The sequence below is a fragment of the Thiobacillus sp. genome (assembly GCF_030696885.1).
GTDB lineage: Bacteria > Pseudomonadota > Gammaproteobacteria > Burkholderiales > Thiobacillaceae > Thiobacillus.
This window is the reverse complement of the sequence record NZ_JAUYRI010000010.1, coordinates 74,168-91,998: the sequence shown is the minus strand read 5'-3', so window position 1 is coordinate 91,998 and position 17,831 is coordinate 74,168. Positions and strand designations below refer to the sequence as shown.

Sequence of the window (17,831 nt, the reverse complement as noted above, 5' to 3'; positions counted from 1 at the left end):
ATTGGATCAAGCAACCACGTTGTCTGTAGCTTGTTATTCGAGTCAGACAAGCGCACCACTCACATGCACGTCAAAAAGCCGCATCCGATATTGGATGCGGCTTTTTGACGTGCGCTACAGGCAGCAGCAGCTTAGTCGATTCCCAGCCGCTCCAGCCGGTAACGCAGGCTGCGGAAGGTGACGCCCAGCACGCGGGCGGCGGCGGTCTTGTTGTAGCGTGTCTGTTCCAGCGCTTCGAGGATGGCGGCGCGTTCCATCTGGTCGAGATAGTCCTGCAGCGGGTACTTGCTGCCGGGCGGGGCGCCGGACGCAGTCGGGAGCGGGGCGAGGTTGAGTTCGTCAGATGTGATGCGTTTGTTTTCGCACAGCGCCAGTGCGCGCTCCAGGGTGTTTTCCAGTTCGCGCACGTTGCCGGGGAAGGCATAGGCGCAGAGCGCCTTTTCGGCGTCGCGTTCGAGTTTGACGTCGCCGCCGCCCAGCTTGCTGAGCAGAAAGCGCGCCATCTCGGGAATGTCTGCGGCGCGGTCGCGCAGGCTGGGCATGACGAGGTCGATGACGTTGAGACGGTAGTACAGGTCCTGGCGGAAGCGTCCGGCCTCCACCAGTGCGGCGAGGTTCTGGTGGGTGGCGCTGATGATGCGCACGTCGACAGATTCCTCGGTGGTGGCGCCGACCTTGCGCACCTTTTTTTCCTGCAGCACGCGCAGCAGCTTGACCTGCATCGACAGCGGCAGGTCGGCCACTTCATCCAGGAACAGGGTGCCGCCATCGGCCGCCTGGAAAAAACCGTTGCGGTCGGCTTCGGCACCAGTGAATGCGCCTTTGCGGTAGCCGAAAAATTCGCTTTCCATCAGGGTTTCCGGAATCGCGCCGCAGTTGACCGCGACGAAGGGCTTGTCGGCCCGGCTGCCGAGGCGGTGAATCAGGCGTGCCGCCAGCTCCTTGCCGCTGCCCGATTCGCCCGAGATGTGCACCGGCGCCTGGGTGCGCGCGAGCTTGGCGATGCGCTCGCGGATGTCCTGCATGGCGGCCGACTGGCCGATCAATTCGCGCGAGGGCGACTGGGCCAGCGCGGCCTCGGGGATCTTCAACGCGGATTTGACCAGCGCGCGCAGCTGGTCGAGCGCCACCGGCTTGGACAGATAATCGAAAGCACCTGCCTTCAGCGCGGCCACCGCGTTGCCGGCATTGCCGTAGGCGGTGATGACCGCGACCGGCACCGGCAGGTTGAGTGCACTGGCGGTGGTAATCACGTCGAGGCCTTCGCCGTCCCCCAGCCGCATGTCGGTGAGGCACAGGTCGTAACGGGTTTGCGCGAGCCGCAGCTGCGCCTCCGCCACGCTGGCGGCGCGGTCGGTTTCCAGGCCCATCTTGGCCAGCGTGAGTTCCATCAGGTCGAGCAGGTCGGGCTCGTCATCCACCAGCAGAATGCGCGGTACGGTTGCCATGCTCACTCGCTGCCGCGCAGGCTCAGGCGGAAGCAGGCGCCGCCCGGTGCGGGGAGGTGGGTGAGGCTCGCGTGATTGGCCTCGGCCAGCTCGCGTGCCAGAAACAGCCCGAGGCCGGTGCCCTGCGCATCGGTGGTGCTGAAGGGTTCGAACAGCTTGCTTTCGAATTCGGCGGCGACGCCGGGACCGTCGTCCTCGATCTCGATCCGTGCGCTGCCACCCACGACCTGGGCGCGGATGCGCAGGCTGCCGGCTTGTTTGCGGCTGTAACGCCAGGCGTTGCGCATCAGGTTCCACAGGATCTGGCGCAGATGGTCGGCATCGAACTTGAAGTGAAGCGCGTCGGGCATGGTGACTATGACGGCCTCAGCCGGGATTTCTTCAGTCTGGCGCAGTTCATCGATCAGGGCAGTCAGCAGGGTCGTATCGAAGCTGACCGGGTTGAGGCGGTCGCGCCGGTTGAGCGTCAGCACTTCTTCCACCAGTCGGTCGAGCCTGTGCGCGTTGTTTTCGATGATGCCGGTCAGCTTGGTCAGGGCAGGGTCGTGGGTTTCCTCGCGCAGCAGTTGCGCGGCATGGCTGATGGCCGACAGCGGGTTGCGGATTTCATGCGCGATGTTGGCGGTCAGCCGGCCCAGTGCGGCCAGCTTCAGCCGCTGCGCGACCTGCTCGGCCTGGCTTTGATCCTCCAGCACCAGCACCCGGCTGTTGTCGGCGGTGGTCAGCGGAATGCAACGCACCCGCAAGCGCGCAGCCGCCGTGTTGAGCGTGGGCGTGGCGCCGGGGGCGATCAGCTGCGACAGCCGTGCCAGTTCGGGCGACAGCGCCTCCAGGCGGGTGATGCCGGGCAGGATCGCCTTGGTGGTGCCGAGCAGCGTCAATGCGCGCGGACTGGCGTGGCGCACGACGCCATCGCCGCGCACTGCCAGCAGGCCGTCGGGAGAATTCTCGATGGCCAGCGCATTGATGCGGTTGAGCAGCGCCAGTTCATCCGCCTGACGCTGCGCCAGCTTTTCCGACTGCAGCGCGCGCTGGGTCAGCGCATGCGCCACCCAGCCGATGGCGAAATAGCCCAGGCACAGGATGCCCACCTGAAAAAAACTGTCGCTCCGCTGGGTGGCGTTGAGAATGCTGAAGCCGTGCTGCAGCAGCACCGCAATCGACGCCATTGCCGCGTACAGCAGGCTGAGCCGGCCGCTGCCGATCAATCCGCCCGATGCGATCGAGATCACCAGCAGCAGACCCAGGCCTGTGGACAGGCGTTCGCTGGTGCCCATCAGCAGCACGACAAACAGGATGTCCGCGATGATGTGCGCGGTGAGCTGGATCTGAAAATCCGGCCAGCGCGCGCGGATGCCCAGCACGAACAGGGCCGTGGCCACCAGGTAGGCATAGGCAAAAGCCTGGAAGCGGGGTGCGGCGTCGGGGCGAAACAGATCGGACGCGTCAAACAGCAGGCCGGTGAACACCAGGGCCAGCGTCAGCGTCAGGCGGTACAGGTTGAAATAGTCGAGACTGCGCCAGTGCGACGCGAAATAACCCTGCGAGGCAAGGCGCGGCAGAGGGGCTGCCGCCGTGCTCATTTTTTACCGAGTTGCTTGTGTTCGGGTGTGCAGAACAGCTCGCCGCCGGAGTAGATGGCTTCGCTACGCGGCAGATTTACCCCGCAATGCGCGCATTTCACCATGTCCTCGACGACCGGGGGCTTGGACGCGGGCGGTTTGGCCAGCGAACGCTGATAGGCGCGGACAATGCCCCACACCACAAACCCGATCACCAGCAGCACCAGAATCTTGATCACGCCATTGCCTCCAAAAGGGCGCCCAGCATAGCATGGCCGCGCACGGCCTGGCAGCGTGCGGCGAGCGCGGAGCGGCATCGGGGTTGCCGCTTTCGTGTGTCGGAATTTTTTACATCAGGTGCGCGGTTCCGTCGTGCTGCAACTCGGGAATGGTATAAAACACCCACGAATACAAGTCCTTATTAACCGAACAAAACCGGTGGCACGGGTCCTGCTAGTAATCAGGCAGGTTATTCGGACAACAGATTCGAAAGCCGACACATAAAAAACAAGCTTTACAAAAAAAGCAACAAACAGTGCGCGTGAAAAGCAGTGGACATCGGCAGTACGGATGTCCGGGCGGGTTCGATTCGGACCTTGCCGCATCCTGTGATCGTTGGGTTCGCTCAACGGTATCTCATGCGCACGCCAAGACGGTGCTGCGCCGCATTTACTATTGCAGATTCCGTCTTGCCGTGCGCGTGCGCCCCGGTCCCGGTACGTTTGGACTCGGGCGGGACGAGGCGGGCTGAAACGAATGACAAGGTGTAACCAGAAAAGCAGCCGGGCCGGCACGGCAAGGCGGACGACAGATCCGCCCTATTCGGCCCGACAAGCTGCACACAACAAAAATAGCAACAGGTAGTGCGCGTGAATAGCAGTAGGCGTCTTCGGCAACGGTGACGCCAGGAGGGGTGTGTTACATGCATGCCCCGCCGCTTCTGTTTCGCTGGGCTTTCGCCCAGCGATGCCTCATGCGCACGCCGGTAAGGCGCTGCGTTTTTTTTTGCTCCTTGCCGGCGTGCGCTGGGTTTGTTTGCCCCGGGTGTCCGTGCGCCCAGCGAAGCGGTTTTGGGAGGCGGCCGCAAGGCTGAACGGTTTGACAGACTTAAAGCGGAGATTTGCCTGGATCGCATATCCGGCCTTAAACCCAACATCATTCCAAAGGAGCAATCGATGAAGCGCATGAAAACACTGACTGCAGGACTCTTCCTGTTGAGCCAGGCATTATCCGGAGCCGCTCTCGCAGCCTCCGTCACCCTGTCGGGCACGACCGTCGACTTCACCTTCGACGACGCCATGCTCGGCCTGTTTGGCCCCGCCAATGTGTCCGGCAACAGCCTCTACTTCACCCCGACCGATTTTGAGGCCAAGTCGCTCAATGGCGCCGGTTTCGCGCTCACCAACGACACCATCAACATCAAGGTGTCGGCGCATTCCGGTTGGTTGTTCTCCAGCATCGGTCTCGTGGAAAAGGGCGATTATCTGCTGCTGGGTTCGGGCAGCATGGCCGATGTCGCGGGCCAGATGCGGATCTTCGATATCGCGGCCCCACTGGTCGACATCACCACCAGCATCGTATCCAGCAGTCCGCTCACCCAGATGGGTTTGCCCACCCACAACTGGGACGCCCAGGTGTCGACCGACCTGTCTGCATGGAATACCGCCCAGGCGCTCAACGTGACCATCGAAAACCTGCTTCTGGCGTCCACCGGCATATCACCTTCTCTGGCATTCGTGGAGAAAAAATTCGTCGGCCTGACCGTGGTCACGGCGCCGATACCCGAGGCTGAAACCTACGCCATGATGCTGGCAGGCCTGGGGCTGGTGGGTTTCGCGGCGATGCGCCGCCGCGCAGCATTGAAATCGATCGTGTAGCCATCAAGCAAACAAAAAGGGCAGCCTGAACTGCCCGCCAGACAAGAGCCTTCCCGGAACGGCGTACTGCTCGCATACGCACTGTCGGGAGAAGGTTCGATCGAATGCGTTCACGCGCATCTAGGCCCGCTCAATCGCGGGCCGTTTTTTTGCGCTGCGGGGGTGTCGGTACCACGGCCGGATGGGCGGGTCCGTCGCCCGGACCGGCCAGCTCAGGCCGTCTGGTTTTCGGGGTAGGGCGAATCGAAGGCGGCGCATCAGCGCTTCTTGCTTCCCGGCAAAATGGAAATGCGCACTGGCCCGGAAGCCCGCCGGCATGCCGAAGCCTCGTCCCTATGTTCGTGCGGCTGTCGGGATTCTTTACTTTCGGCGTTGAATCCGGCCCCGCATATCAGCGTGAAAAGTTAAATTCTTTTTGCAATCATGAAGGTACAAAAGTCTCTTCAGTCAGGCGTGCATCTTGCTTACTTATCCGTGACGAACAAATTCTATAAATATCAAAAAAACATGCGGACAACAAAAAAAATATGGATGGGCCTGGGACTGCTGGCGTTTGCACACGCTTCCTCGGCCGCCCCCCTCACTCTGTACGGCAACGGCTTCAGCGTTACTTATGACACCGCCCAGACCGGCCTCTTCGGCACGGGCGACCTGTCCGGATCGCTCGATACCTTGTATTTCCAGCCCACCCGCTTCGCTGCCGTCTCAAACGGTCCTGAAGTCTCCACGTCTTCCTCGCTGGAATTCACGCTCACCATTGACACGGGCTACCGGCTCAACGGGATCGTGCTGACCGAGCGCGGCAACTACACCCTGCACAACGGCGGGTTGGTGGACGTGTCCGCCATCTTGGGCGTCACCGCCAACGATACGCTCGGCGCGACAATCCTGAATCTGGCGCCCGCGCAGCCGCTCAACCAGGTCGGCCGCACCAGCATCACCTGGGCGATGTCCGGTCTGTTGGCCGCGCCTGCCAGCACGGCGCAAGTCTTCACCGTCAGGCTCGACGACACGCTCATCGCCGATCCGACCAGCGGCATCGGCTTCATCCGCAAGAACTACGCCGGCTTCGGTATCATGGCCGCGCCGGTCGCGGTGCCCGAGCCGTCCGCGCTGGCGCTTCTGCTGGCGGGTGCCGGCGCGGCACTGTGGGCCCGGCGTCGCCGTCAGCCTGCAGCATAAAGCCTGGCTTCGGCCGGGCCACATACATATAAACATACATAATAAAGAGGAGCGCAGCACACAATGAGAACCCCCACCAAAGCCGCCGTCGCGGCACTCGGTCTCGCCGGTTTTTTGCTCGTCGGCGCAGCATCGGCCAACGAAGTCACCTTCACGTTTGATACCACGCAGCCGGACTTCAGCATGTTTGGCACGCCCACGGTATCCGGCAACAGCCTGACCTTCGCCCCGAGCAGCTTCCGCGCTACTGATGGCGCGCCGGCCTATCCGATGATCACCATCACCGTTACGGCCAATGCCGGCTATTTCCTGTCCGGTTTCCAGTTGATCGAGACAGGCGGCTACACCCTGCCCACGAGCGTGGACGAGGTCTCTCTTGGCGGCGTCTTCGAGGCGCTGGACATCGAGGGAACCACCGGCAATTTAGTGTCTTCCGCCATCACTGGCTCAGCGTTCACCACGACGGGTAGCAACCTCGCCTGGACGGGCGGCGCGTCGCTCGCCATTCCGGCCAGCGGCTGGGGCGGCCCCGACGGCCTCGTCACCAGCGTCACGCTCACCATCGACAACCAGCTCTTCGCCTTCGGTGCCGGCGAAATCTGGAAGGACGCGATCAGCGTGGTGGCCGTGGCCACGCCGGTCCCCGAAGCCGAAACCTACGCCATGATGCTGGTGGGTCTGGGCCTGGTCGGTTTCATGGTTCGGCGCCGAAGCCGTGCAATCGCCTGATCGATAGGCAAATGCATGCAAACGGCTCCCGATGGGAGCCGTTTGCATTGGTGCATGCTTGATTGGGTGTTCCTTGTGCCGCACAGGAGGACCTACATACCGGCAGCCCTTTGGCTGTCGGTTTTTTTTACATTCGTGATGGATGGAATTTATCGGCGAGTGAGAAAACGATAAGTTTTTTCGAGCAATCAATCTGGTATGAAATGTCTACGCGATCTGGTGCGTTTTTTGCTAAACGGTCTTTGCCTCGTAAGACGGTGTCTGTACAGGCCCACTTCCATTTCTAAGCATGCTCATGAAATGGCATAAAACGTGTGTGTGAAGGAGGGGTGATGAATCGTAAGAACGTTTTGCTGGCTTCGCTATTGGCCGCGTCAAGTTTTGTCGTTCAGTCCGCGCAAGCGGCACCCAACTGGATTGGTACTGCCGACTATACGGCCGGGAGTCCTGAGGGGGACGAAGATGTGGTTGGCCCGTTCAGTACCTATGACTTTGGCACGGGTGTGGTGTTGCTGGAAACAACCAGTGTGGTGGGTAACGTGTCCACCCTGAATGGCTACTTCCAATCGTTTGTCACCAATCACGAACTGAATAGTGTCCTGGTGCTGGCGGCCAATCTGAACACCACCTATGAGTTGACGGTGGTCGCCAATTTCTCGCAGACAACGACGCAAATCGACCCGAATACCGCTTCGACGGTGATCCAGAATGGCGGCAGTTTCACGATCTATCGCGATACATACCCGGACCGCGACTACACGACGGATAGCGGTTTTACGAACGGCGAAGTCATCATGAGTGGCACCGTCACCGGCGGGGGCGGGGTAGCGGCGACCTTTGGCAGTGCGATCTTTGGCGCGAACGACATCACTGTCCAGGTCACCAGTTTCGATGCTGCTGTGTTCGATCCTGACACCATCGCCACTGCAGACGGGATTTTTACATTGCGCCTTGGAAATTCAGCGGATGCAAGCTTTTTGAGCGATGTGCCCAGTGTTCTCGGTAACACCGCGGATGCGGGTGATTACAAATTTGCCGCCGATGGCTATGCCACGCTGGCGGTCCCCGAAGCCGAAACCTACGCCATGATGCTGGTTGGCCTGGGGCTGGTCGGCTTCATGGTTCGGCGCCGCACGCGTTTGCTAGCCTGAACTTCATCTCCGTGGGTATCGCGGCCCCCTCCGGGGCCGTTTTTTTTTGATTCGGCCTGAAACGCGGTGCGGCAATGCTGGCCCGGGACCATCGTCTTCACCCATCGAGTTCGCCGAATCTCGCACCTGAGCCTGCATACCCGGATCGATGCTGTGTGGGGGGGCATTCTCGCCGTCATTCCCAAGACACAAACCTGCGCCATGATGCCGGATGGATTAGGGTAGGTTGGATTCATGGCGCACCGCCGCACGCGTTGGCCGGATTGAGTTTCGCGGCGCAGGTAGGGTGGCCCATCATAAGGCTTGGTATATATGTTGCTGGAATATGGTATGGATGTAGCATAATGACCCATCAGGTCTGGCCACCAGGCAAACAAACGGCGGGCGGCCTGACCCGATAAGTAATAAAAAACGCATCCCTGCGGTGCGCCAGGAGCAATGACAAACCACAATCAGTGGCTATTCCGCCAGCAACTTTCCGTTGTGTCGCTAACCAAGATCCTGCTCGACCCCTTTGTGGCCGTGCTGGTCCTGATCGCCTGCACCGTGGTATTTGGCGAGCCGTTTCGCGGGCCGTATCCCATTCTGGCGCTGATCGTTTTTACACTGACCTTCCCCGGAAAATGGCCCGAAGTGACGCTGCGCGCCTTCTGGAACGAGGTCATCATGCCCTGGATCTTTCTGGCCGGGCTGATCCTGCTGTTTGGCTATTCCTCCGGCTACCTCGACTGGTTCCCGCCCGATCTGGTGCTGGCCTGGGTGCTGGCCACACCGGTGGCCATGTACTTCGCCCACCGCGTGGTGCGCCGGCTGCTGCCGCGCCTGCTGCTGCTGGAAGGCGGGCGCCGCCGCGCCATCATTGTCGGGGCAGGGCAGTTGGGCACCGAACTGCGCGGCCGCTTTGCCAACGACAGCTCGCTCGGCGTCGACGTGATCGGCTTCTTTGACGACCGCAGTATGGACCGCACCGAACTGGTCGACCCCAAAAAACTGCTCGGCAAGCTCGACGACATCCCGAGCTATGTGAACAGCAACGGCATCGACCTCGTCTACATCACGCTGCCCATGGCCGCCCAGCCGCGCACCCTGAACCTGCTCGACGCCCTGCGCGACACCACCACCTCGGTCTATTTTGTGCCGGACATTTTCGTGTCCGACCTGATCCAGGCCCGGGTCGACCACATCCACGGCATGCCCGTGGTGGCGCTCACCGAAACGCCCACCCTCGGCGTCTCCGGCATCGGCAAGCGCATCAGCGACGTCGTCATCGCCAGCCTCATCCTGCTACTGATCTGGCCCTTGCTGCTGATCGTGGCCGCCGGCGTCAAACTGTCGTCCCCCGGCCCCATCATCTTCAAGCAGCGCCGCTACGGCCTCGACGGCCAGGAAATCCTGGTCTACAAATTCCGCTCCATGCGTGTCTGCGACGATGGCGAGGTCATCAAGCAGGCCGGCCGCTGCGACCCGCGCATCACCCGTTTCGGCGCCTTTATCCGCCGCACCTCGCTCGACGAGCTGCCGCAGTTCATCAACGTCTTGCAGGGCCGCATGAGCGTCGTCGGCCCGCGCCCGCACGCCGTCGCCCACAACGAGCAGTACCGCAAGCTCATCAAGGGCTACATGCTGCGCCACAAGGTCAAGCCCGGCATCACCGGCTGGGCCCAGGTCAACGGCCTGCGAGGCGAAACCGAAACCCTCGACAAGATGCGCGCCCGCATCCAGTACGACATCGATTACATGCGCAACTGGTCGCTGGTGTTCGACCTGATGATCATCGGCAAGACTCTGGCGGTCGTCTGGCGCGATCAGAACGCGTACTGACATACATAGGTTGGCAATCCCTTGCCAACGTCCATGCGCCACAACCGTCCAAGCGGCGGGAAAGGATTCCCGCCCTACGGCTGCTCGCGGGTGTTCGACCTGACCTGATGATCATCGGCAAGACCCTCGCCGTCGTCTGGCGCGATCAGAACGCGTACAGACATACGTAGGTTGGCAATCCCTTGCCAACGTCCATGCTAATGCAGGCTGGCCCGGATGGATCGGGACAGCGACCGCATTGCCCGCACAGCAAAACTCCCGATCCGCGACGCCCTGCGAAGGCTGCGTTACCCAATGCCCGGTCCTATCAGATGGGCCCGGGTGTGGGGCGTATGTTTATACATGTATTAATTAAATTAATGATTGCCGTTGTGTCGATAAATTTTACACATGGCTTGGCGGATGGTAATAAGGTACCAATATATTGAATCAAAAGACTATTATCCGCTGGTATAAGGAAATTCTGCCGGTGATTCGAGCCCATTTAACTGCATCAGCCTATTTTTTTGCATCCCAGGTGTCGGATTTTTTTACAGTGGTAGTTCGAAACTACCAGTACGTTCTGCAGAGCCGCAGCACCGAATCCTTAAACGATTGATTCGATGGCCATAAATAATTATCCAACAAAGCTGGTACGGCCATTGCTAAACAGGCAGGGCCGCAAAGCATTTTGTACGGTGCAGCGTATCGCACCGGGTGGCAGGAGGATGTAGTTGTTTGATCGATCGATACTTTCTACACGACTAGAGGAGATACACAATGAATTTCAAGATGACAAAAATTGCTGCAGCAGTCGCGATGGCGATGGCCGCGAATGGCGCCTACGCTTTGAGCGTGACCAGCGTGCAGATTGCTGACACCATTAACGCTACTACCAACGCGCTGGGTACTGATGGGAGAGAAGGTGCTTTCCGTTTCGGCAATATCAACACGACCACGTACACCGGCGCAAGTCTTTGGTTTGGTGACTTGAACGGCGGCATGATCAACATGTCGGGCGGCGCGCCGCTGCAATTCACATCCGGTTTTTCGTTTGCCGGTGCTGATTTCCAGCCCTTCAATGCAAAAGTGAACGGTGGTGTGGTTGTTCCGGGTTCGGGCGCCATCACCTGGTCCACCAGCGCTGCAGCTGATGCGGCAGCAGTCGGTACGGTTCTTTCCGGTTCCGACCTGATCATTTCCAACTTTGACTGGGCTGGTTACTACGTTGGTGCGAATTTCAACTTCGCGCAGTCGCCTGATGCCGCCCCGAATGTGCTCAACTTCATCAAGACGGGTTCCGACGAATATGCTTTCCGCCTGTCGTTCCAGCATGACATCACGACGGCTGACGATCCGTCGCAGTCCTATACTACCCAGACCGCACGCTGGGTGCTGGAAGGCACCATCTCCACTGCTGCGCCCATCCCCGAGGCTTCCACCTACGGCATGATGCTGGCCGGTCTGGGCCTGGTTGGCGCCGTGGTTGCCCGCCGTCGCCGTTCCGTCTAGTAATTTGCCAAAGCAATTTCGTAGCATCTTGAAGCCGACACCCTTTGGGGTGTCGGCTTTTTTGATTGGTTGTGTTGTGCCGGATAACCATGCAGCAAACTGATATCGACTCATTGGCCGACCAGGCCTGGGCGTTGGTGGATGCCAGCCGGTTCCATGAGGCCCATGCATTGTTTGCCCGACTTTGTGAGCTGACGCCCGGGGACCCGGAAGTCTGGATGATGCGTGGCGTCACCCAGATGGAGCTGGACGACAAGGCGGGCGCACGCCTGCATCTGCAACGGGCACTCGAACTGGATTCCGCGTATGCCGATCCCTGTTTGCATCTGGGTAAACTTGCGCTGGGTGCAGGCCATGTCGCTGAGGCGCTTGAGTATGCGAAAAAGGCGCTTGCTCTCGACCCCCGGTATGCCGAAGCCTGGGTTCTGCTGGCCGCTGTGCAGGGCTCGTTGAACAATCACGCCGAAGCTGAGAACGGCGCACACAAGGCTTTGAGCCTTGACCCTGAGTCAGTTCAGGCAGGTGTTCAATTGGCGCATGCCTTGCGTGCGCAAAACAAGCTTGATGAGGCGGTCAGACAGTTTCGCCAGATATTGACCCGACATCCGGGATTGATTGAGGTCGAGATGGAGCTGGCGGCGACGTATGCCCGGCTCGCGCACTATGAGCAGGCGGCCGCCTGTTATCGGGATATCCTGGCGCGTGCACCTTGCAACGCCAGAGCCCATAACGAACTGGGCAATGCATATATGGCGCTGGACGACCACATTCAGGCTGAGCGCAGTTATCGACAGGCCCTGGAATCGCCGGATGCTGCCCCGGAAGCGTATGCCAACCTCGGCTTGATCCTACAGACCAAGGGAGATTTTACCGGCGCCGCCCATTTGTGCAGGCAAGCGCTGGCACGCAAGCCGGAGAGCGCGCCCCTACATCAAATGCTGGCGACAGTCCTGGAGTTTCTTGGCCAATACGACGAAGCGGTCGCTCATTGTGACCTGGCTTTGTCTCATGATCCGGGCTTTACCGAGGTGCTGGGCACTAGGGGGCGTATCTTGATCAAGCAAGGGGATTATCAAGGATGTCACGCCTTGCTAAAGCCCCTTATCCAGAGTGGCGCGGCCAAAGCCAAGGCCAAACTTGTTTTTGCCGAGGCGGCCACCCGTCTGGGGCAGTCTGATGACACGGTCAACATGCTGGAGGAATCGTTGCTGAAAGATCGGTTGGATAAAACCGAACGGCAACAGATTCATGCGGCTCTGGGGCGGATTTACGACGAGACAAATCGCTATGACCTGGCTTTTGCGCATTTTCAGCAATCAAATGCGCTCAAGGTCGGCAGCTTTGATTTGTCGCGGTACGAACACGTAGTCAGCCAGTTGATTGCAACATTCAATGCGGATTTTCTGTCGTCCGCGCCCCGCAGTCAGTGTGCTTCCAGCTTGCCTGTATTCATTGTGGGCATGCCACGCTCCGGCACCAGCCTGCTGGAGCAGGTTCTGGCCAGCCATCGCAGTGTTTTTGGGGCGGGGGAGCTAAGCGATATACAGGAGCTTGCCGGCGCGTTCGCCAGGCGCCATGCCCCGGTGAAATATCCGCAGTGCCTGACGCATGCAGGTGCCGATGAGCTTACGCAAGCAGCATTGACCTATGTACAACACCTGCGGGGTTTGAATGCAGACGCGATTCGCATCGTGGATAAAATGCCGCAGAATTTCATGCACCTGGGGCTGATTCAGTTGTTGTTCCCCCACGCCCGGATTATCCACGTGAGCCGCGACCCGCTCGATACCTGTTTGTCCTGCTACACCCAGGAATTCACTGCGGCTCATGCTTACACTTACGACCTCGGTGTATTGGGTGCTTACTACAAACAATATGAACGACTCATGCAGCACTGGAACAAGGTGCTGAAAATCCCTATTCTTAATGTCGAATATGAAGCGCTGGTCAATGATCAGGAAGCTGTCAGCCGCCAGTTGATCGAGTTTTGCGAACTGGAATGGGATGAGCGGGTGCTGCGTTTCCACGAAACCCGGCGCGATGTAGCCACGGCCAGCTTCGATCAGGTAAGGCAGCCCCTGTATAAAAAATCGGTTCAGCGCTGGCGGCATTACGAGGCGCATCTTGGGCCATTGATCGCTGCACTCGAGCCGTCCGTAAACCCATAACCCGTTAATTGCGTGTCACAAGATGATGGATGCTAACGCCCTGTTGGAGCAAGCCGATGCGCTGCTTGAGCGGAACCAGCTCAATGAGGCCAAGCGGCTTTACGCCGAGGTTGCTCAACACGCCCCCGCCAACGCGGATGCATGGATGATGTTGGGTCTGATCGAGCAGGAGCAGGCGCAACCCGCAGCGGCGGAAGCCCATCTGCGCCGTGCCGTGGAACTGGATGATCAGTTTGTCGAGGCCCAGTTGAATCTTGCCAATTTGCTGCGGCAGCAGGGGCGGCTGGATGAGGCCACTCATTTCGCCAATCTTGCAGTGAAGTGCGATGAAGGTTACACCGAAGCCTGGGTGTTCCTGGGGGGGGTGTATCAATCCCGGGGCATGCTTGCAGAGGCGATTGCGGCTAATCAGCGCGCGCTGCAACTCGCCCCGGATCTCACCGACCTGTGGTTGCATCAGGGTGCGCTATCTCTGCAGTATGGCCAGTTTCAGAACGCAGTGCAGTGTTATCGCCAGGTGATCGCGCAAGCGCCGACGCATGCCGAAGCGCACAATCGACTCGGCGGTGCGCTGATGCGCCAGGCAAAGTACGCTGAAGCCGAAACGGCCATCCGGACGTCTTTGCAAATCGATCCGGGCTACGTTGAAGCCCACGCTAATCTTGGGAATCTGTTCCTGGAGATGGAGCAGTACAACAGGGCTGCTGATTGTTTTCGTCAGGCGCTGCAAATCAACCCCAACTTCGTGGGTGCGCTGGCCAATCTGGGACATCTGGCTTATCAGCAGAAACAGTTTTCGGACGCCGCGCCATATTACGAAAAGGTATTGCAACTTGCCCCGGACTTCACGGAAGCACATCTGGTGCTCGGTAATATTCATCTGGAGTTGGGCGATGCAGCAGCGGCGGTGAGATGTTTTGAGGAAGGGGTGCGCAGCGCACCCCTGAATCCCGACGCTCGAATCAGCCTCGGATACGCGCTAAACGAGCTGGGTGAGCAGAGCAAGGCCAACGCGCAGTTTATTCGGGCGCTGGAAATCAATCCGAACCATGCGCAGGCTCACTTCAACCAGGGGCTCACCCAAAAGGCGCTTGGCAATTACACGGAGGCCGCCAGTTGTTTTGGCAAGGCGCTTTCGCTTGAACCCAACAATATCGAGACCCAGTTGGCGTTGAGTCTGGTGAGCCTGCTTTTGGGCAATCTGGCAGAGGGATGGCGGCATTACCGCGCGCGACCGAGCATGCGGGATAAGCCGTGGAGCGCACCAGACGCCTTGGCGAATGACCTGCACGGAAAGCGCTTTTTGCTGGTCAAGGATCAGGGGATAGGGGATGAGATATTTTTCCTTAGATTTGCCCCGTTGTTGAAGGCGCGGGGTGCGTGGATCGCGTATCGGACTGATCCAAAAATCGCCAGCCTGGTAGCGCGTTGCGCCTTTATCGATCAGGTTGTCGGTGAGCATGAAGCGCTGGAGTCCATCGATGCGACCCTTTCTGTGGGCGATTTGCCTTACCTGCTGGAGGTGAATGAAATCGACCAGATTCCGGCTCCCATCCCTTTACCTGTTCTTGCCGACGCGATGGACGCAGTGCAACAAGAATTGAAAAAAATGGGTGAAGGGCCTTTCATCGGGGTGACCTGGTGGGCGGGCAGCAAGCAGACTAGAGCTGATCAAGCGAATTTGGCTTTCCGGGAAATACCCTTGCCCGAGCTGGCTGATGTTTTGCGAGGCGTTCAGGCCACCATCCTGATATTGCAGCGCAACCCATCACGGGAGGATATTGAATACCTCAGGCAGGCGGTCGATTTGCCGATTCACGATCTGAGTTATCTGAACAACAACATTGAACATATGCTGGCGCTTCTGTCTTTTCTCGATGATTACATTGGCGTTGATAATACGAACATGCATTTGAGTGCGTGTGTCAGTAAGCCATGCCGGATTCTGGTGCCGCACCCTCCGGAGTGGCGGGCGATGTCGGAAAGCAGGCATTCGATCTGGTTCCCCGGGTTTTCTTTGTACAGGCAGTCGCCCGATTCAGATTGGTCACCTGCACTGCAAGCATTGAAATCTGATTTGGCAGGATTCGCTGAACGTGGCTGAGCTAGCTCAGCCACGTTGTTTGGTTGCCGCACCCTGAAAACGTCCGATTCGTGAATATGCAATCTACAAATAGCCAATCCCTTTTAGATGAAGCCTGGGCGCTGGTTGAAAACAATCGTTTGCGGGACGCTCGGAAAGTGTTCGAGCGTGTCTGTGAACTAGATGAAACCGAGGCTGAAGCATGGATGATGCGTGGCTCCATTCATGGTGATTTGGGAGAGACAGAGCCTGCCATCGCCTGCCTGGAGCGCGCAATTGCAATTGATCCGTGTTATGCCGATGCCCTTCTACATTTGGGCAAGATCAGGCTCAACCAGGGGCAACTCGATCAGGCGCTTCAGGATTGCCGGAAGGCAGCTCAGTGCGACCCCGCGTTCGTGGAGGCATGGCTGCTGTTGAGTGCGGTACAGGCGCAGTCCGGGAGTTGGGTTGACGCAGAACAGTCGTGTCGGCAGGCGCTGGTACATAACCCTGGCGAACCTCGGGCAGTTCAACAATTAGCGCGCATCACCCAGGTTGTGATGCGGCAGAGCGATCTGGGCAGTCTCGAAAAAACGCCGCCGATTTTTGTGCTGGGGATACCCCGTTCCGGGACATCGATGATTGCCGGTGCCCTCCATCATTGCGGCGCCTGGATCGGCGAGACCGTTCCGGGCGGCCCATCCAATCCCGAAGGCTTTTTTGAGAATGTGATGCTGCGCGAGCGCGTGCTCAAACCCATGCTTTCCCATCAAGGCGCCGATCTACTGGATGTGCGCGCGATGCCCGAACTGGATCGTCTGACGCCGCAGTCTGGACTCAAGGATCAAGTGTTGCGCCAGTTGTCGATCGAACAGTACCCCGGCGGTGATCAAGCCTGGTTGTATAAGGATGGAAAGCTGTCACTCGTCTGGCCGCTTTGGCGTGATGCGTTTCCCAATGCGCGCTGGGTGATTGTGCGACGTCCAGCGGACGATATTGTTCGTTCATGTTTGCACACCAATTTTATGAGTCAGCATTCTTTCGATCCGCAGTTTTGGCGCGCGTGGGTCAGGCAGTATGAACAACGGCTTGAGGCGCTTAAAGCATCGGGGGTGTGGTGGCGGGAAATCGATTCTCACGACACCGTTTCGGATCTTAGTACGCTACGCACCCTGGTGCAGGATCTGGGTCTGCAATGGAATGAACCCGCCGTGCGTTCCTTCATCAAACCACAGCATTGGCACGCTCTTTCGAATGATCCGGAAAAAGGGGGAAAGGGGCTGTCGCCCACTCACTCGGAGGCAAAACCATCAGGCAACCGGATCCTGTTGAACAGTGTTGCCAAGGCGGGCACCCACCTGCTGACCCGGACCGTGGCGCTGTTGCAGTGCGAGCCATTCCCTTTCTTTTTACATGGCGCACACACCAAGCAACGGCCGATAGAGGCCGAGGAAACCGAAGACAGCGTGCTTGTCGGCGTGATCTGGCCCTGCCTGGTCAATGCAGAAGGATTGACATCCATTCTGGGCGATGTGCCGAGGAATCAGTATCTAAAGGCACATCTCCCCTACTCGCCCCGGACGGCCAAAATTCTGGAAGACCTGGATTACAAGATGGTGATCATCGTGCGTGACCCGCGCGACGTTGCTTTGTCGCACATCAATTGGTCGCTGACCCGGGATTACCTGCCGCATCAAAAATATTACGAATCCTTGTCGCCAGATGAGCGCTTGTCCCAGGAGATTGAGGGATTTGCGTTTCTACCCGATGGCCCGGTGGTGCTGGATTTGCGCAAACGCTACGAATACATCCTGAAATGGCGCGGCCATCCCATGGTGTACGTCACATCATTCGAGCGACTGGTTGGCCCAAGTGGGGGGGGGAGCGCAGAAGCGCAGCGGGAGGAGATTGATAATATTGCGGCGCATCTGGGTATCGAGTTAACCGATGATCATCGCAAAGCTGTAATCGATAATCTATTCGGTGGCACGGTGACCTTCAAGAAGGGTAAAAGCGGTGGGTGGAAACAACACTTCAGCGAGAAACATAAACAGAAAATCAAGGCCTTGATGGGCGACCTGATTATTGAATTGGGATATGAACGGAACAATGATTGGTAATTTGAACCACTGATTATTTTGTTTGGCGTTGATTTCCATGTAGTCATGAGGTAACGAACCCGATGGCTCCGCTTTTGGCTGATACTGAAAACGGGAAATTAACTGGATAAAGCTGCATGGAAAAAGGAAACCCTATTCATGGATCGGTTAGAGTCATGCAAAACCGAGTCGGGCCGGTGCATTGGTGAAGTGGATTGCTGTAAGAAACCGAGGAAAA

12 protein-coding genes are annotated in these 17,831 nt (G+C 58.8%); 9 read left to right on the top strand and 3 right to left on the bottom strand.

Features of this window, described 5'->3' with window-relative positions; all coding sequences use genetic code 11:
- Positions 1 to 131: 131 nt before the first annotated feature.
- From Q8R61_RS05050 to Q8R61_RS05040, 3 genes are read right to left on the bottom strand one after another with little or no spacing between them, the layout of a single operon-like run.
- Positions 132 to 1,448 carry a sigma-54 dependent transcriptional regulator gene (locus Q8R61_RS05050; RefSeq protein ID WP_305534869.1) on the bottom strand — a complete coding sequence of 439 codons (1,317 nt, stop codon included), beginning with the start codon at positions 1,446 to 1,448 and terminating at the stop codon, positions 132 to 134.
- Between the two features lie 2 nt (positions 1,449 to 1,450).
- Positions 1,451 to 3,031: a nitrogen regulation protein NR(II) gene (locus Q8R61_RS05045; protein ID WP_305534867.1), complete on the bottom strand. Its 1,581-nt coding sequence runs from the start codon at positions 3,029 to 3,031 to the stop codon at positions 1,451 to 1,453.
- Positions 3,028 to 3,249: a PP0621 family protein gene (locus Q8R61_RS05040; protein WP_305534865.1), complete on the bottom strand. Its 222-nt coding sequence runs from the start codon at positions 3,247 to 3,249 to the stop codon at positions 3,028 to 3,030. Before Q8R61_RS05040 ends, Q8R61_RS05045 begins: the two co-directional genes overlap by 4 nt.
- 936 nt (positions 3,250 to 4,185) lie before the next feature.
- On the opposite strand from Q8R61_RS05040, the gene Q8R61_RS05035 reads away from it, so the two are divergent.
- The 9 genes from Q8R61_RS05035 to Q8R61_RS04995 all read left to right on the top strand — a co-directional run bounded on the left by Q8R61_RS05035 (position 4,186) and on the right by Q8R61_RS04995 (position 17,614).
- Entirely contained in the window at positions 4,186 to 4,887 is a 702-nt protein-coding gene (locus Q8R61_RS05035; RefSeq protein ID WP_305534863.1) for an FxDxF family PEP-CTERM protein, read from the top strand.
- A gap of 507 nt (positions 4,888 to 5,394) precedes the next feature.
- Positions 5,395 to 6,069: a PEP-CTERM sorting domain-containing protein gene (locus Q8R61_RS05030; protein WP_305534861.1), complete on the top strand. Its 675-nt coding sequence runs from the start codon at positions 5,395 to 5,397 to the stop codon at positions 6,067 to 6,069.
- A gap of 63 nt (positions 6,070 to 6,132) precedes the next feature.
- Positions 6,133 to 6,798 (top strand): PEP-CTERM sorting domain-containing protein, encoded by a 666-nt coding sequence (locus tag Q8R61_RS05025; protein WP_305534859.1) that lies wholly within the window; start codon positions 6,133 to 6,135, stop codon positions 6,796 to 6,798.
- Between the two features lie 332 nt (positions 6,799 to 7,130).
- The gene (pepA, locus tag Q8R61_RS05020; RefSeq protein WP_305534857.1) at positions 7,131 to 7,949 is read left to right on the top strand and encodes a flocculation-associated PEP-CTERM protein PepA; all 819 of its coding nucleotides are present in this window, start codon (positions 7,131 to 7,133) and stop codon (positions 7,947 to 7,949) included.
- 438 nt (positions 7,950 to 8,387) lie between these two features.
- Positions 8,388 to 9,770: an undecaprenyl-phosphate glucose phosphotransferase gene (locus Q8R61_RS05015; RefSeq protein ID WP_371133558.1), complete on the top strand. Its 1,383-nt coding sequence runs from the start codon at positions 8,388 to 8,390 to the stop codon at positions 9,768 to 9,770.
- A gap of 759 nt (positions 9,771 to 10,529) precedes the next feature.
- Positions 10,530 to 11,261, top strand: coding sequence for a PEP-CTERM sorting domain-containing protein (locus Q8R61_RS05010; protein WP_305534853.1), 732 nt, complete (start codon positions 10,530 to 10,532; stop codon positions 11,259 to 11,261).
- 89 nt (positions 11,262 to 11,350) lie between these two features.
- Positions 11,351 to 13,429, top strand: a complete 2,079-nt coding sequence (locus Q8R61_RS05005) for a tetratricopeptide repeat-containing sulfotransferase family protein (RefSeq protein ID WP_305534851.1) — start codon at positions 11,351 to 11,353, stop codon at positions 13,427 to 13,429.
- Between the two features lie 22 nt (positions 13,430 to 13,451).
- Positions 13,452 to 15,533, top strand: a complete 2,082-nt coding sequence (locus Q8R61_RS05000) for a tetratricopeptide repeat protein (protein ID WP_305534849.1) — start codon at positions 13,452 to 13,454, stop codon at positions 15,531 to 15,533.
- A 56-nt stretch (positions 15,534 to 15,589) separates the two neighbouring features.
- Positions 15,590 to 17,614 (top strand): tetratricopeptide repeat protein, encoded by a 2,025-nt coding sequence (locus Q8R61_RS04995; RefSeq protein ID WP_305534946.1) that lies wholly within the window; start codon positions 15,590 to 15,592, stop codon positions 17,612 to 17,614.
- Positions 17,615 to 17,831: the final 217 nt, after the last annotated feature.